The organism is Paenibacillus sp. S29, assembly GCF_049319765.1.
GTDB lineage: Bacteria > Bacillota > Bacilli > Paenibacillales > Paenibacillaceae > Paenibacillus > Paenibacillus polymyxa_B.
In genome coordinates this window covers 1-1,768 of sequence record NZ_JBMOUI010000051.1, presented here as the reverse complement: position 1 = coordinate 1,768, position 1,768 = coordinate 1, and the positions used below count along the sequence as shown (strand labels likewise).

Below are 1,768 nucleotides of genomic sequence, written 5' to 3'. Positions count from 1 at the left end.
GAAGCAAAGCGGTTTCCCCGCTTACTTCTCCTTGATCTGCCATACGACTGACCTCATGCATATGCGGTGCCAGTGCTTCCACCGTTGGATACTGGAACAAATCCTTCATGTCCAGCTTATAGCCAGCCTGGAACGCACGGGATGCGATTTGGATCGCCTTGATCGAATCGCCGCCCAGATCGAAGAAATTGTCCAAAATACCGACAGTCTGCAGTCCCAGTACCGACTGCCAGACCGCTACTAGAGCGCGTTCTTGAGCAGTACGCGGCTCTGCATAATCCGTTCCGGTTTGTAGGCTGCCTTCCGGTGCTGGTAGGGCCTTGCGGTCAATTTTGCCATTAGGACTCAGTGGCATCTGCTCCAGCTGTACAAAGTACGATGGCACCATGTAGCTTGGCAGTTCTCGGCCTAGTTCACTTCTCAGCTCGCTGGCACCCATTTCTTGCCCGGCGACATAGTACGCCACCATTTGTTTTTGGCCCGTTTCGTCTGCACGAGCCACGACGACCGCTTCTCGTACCGATTCCACTTGGAGCAGCTGCGATTCGACCTCGCCCAGCTCAATCCGGTACCCCCGGATTTTCACTTGATGGTCGATCCGGCCCAAATATTCAATGTTCCCGTCCGGCATCCATCTCGCCAAATCGCCTGTGCGGTACATCCGTTCATAGCCTGCTTCCCCGCCAGCAAACGGATCGGTTACGAATTTCTCGGCCGTCAGCTCTGGACGGTTCAGATAGCCTCGGGCTACGCCGACACCGCTGATGCACAGTTCTCCTGCAACCCCGATCGGCTGCAATTGCTCCGTGCCTTCCTTCACGATGTACAGACGAATATTCTGAATCGGTTTTCCGATTGGAATAACTCCATATTCCTCATCCGGTTCACAATCAAAGTACGATACGTCCACCGTCGCTTCGGTTGGACCGTACAGGTTGATCAGCTTCGCTCCGGCCAGGCTCGACACAAGCCGCTGGAACCGGGCCACATGCTGTGGCGGCAACGCTTCGCCGCTGGCAAATACGTGGCGCAGCGTGCCCAGCTTCGCTTGCATCACTTCCCGTGGCTGCTGCTCCACGTACTCCAGGAACGCATGCAGCATGGCGGGAACAAAGTGCATCGTGCTCACGCCATCGCGGGCAATCGTGTCAACGATGTCTTCCGGGTTCTTTTCCCCGCCAACGGACAGCAGACTCACCTTCGAGCCAACCAGCGACCACCAGAACAGCTCCCACACCGATACGTCGAACGTGAATGCGGTCTTTTGCAGGATTGTGTCTTCTGCACTCAAGCCGTATCGATCATGCATCCACAAAATCCGGTTCAACACGGAATGGTGCTCCACCATCACGCCCTTCGGTTTTCCCGTGGAGCCGGAGGTGTAGATGACATAGGCTACATGGCGTGGCCCAGCCAATGGCTTCAGATTCGAGCCATCTTCGTGGTATATTTCCTTGCCATCCTGCTCATGACGATCCAACACCAGCACATGGCCGTTGAAACTCCGTGAGGCTTGCTCAGCCAGATGCGACTGCGTCAGTACCAGCTTCGCGCCCGAGTCCTCCAGCATAAAGTGGATGCGGTCCGCCGGATATTCTGGATCGATGGGTACATAAGCTCCGCCTGCTTTGAGGATCGCATAAATGCCTACGATCATGTCCAGCGAACGCTGAACCAAAATGCCCACGGGCTGATCCGGTTCAACACCTTCCGCACGCAGCGTCCGAGCCAAACGGTTCGCGCGCTCATTCAGCTCCGCGTAGGTCAA

General features: G+C 56.1%; 1 protein-coding gene. It reads right to left on the bottom strand.

Annotated elements, in window-relative coordinates; translation table 11 throughout:
- Positions 1-1,768: non-ribosomal peptide synthetase (locus ACL9RM_RS26400; protein WP_414126692.1), on the bottom strand; the 1,768-nt coding region annotated here is incomplete at both ends.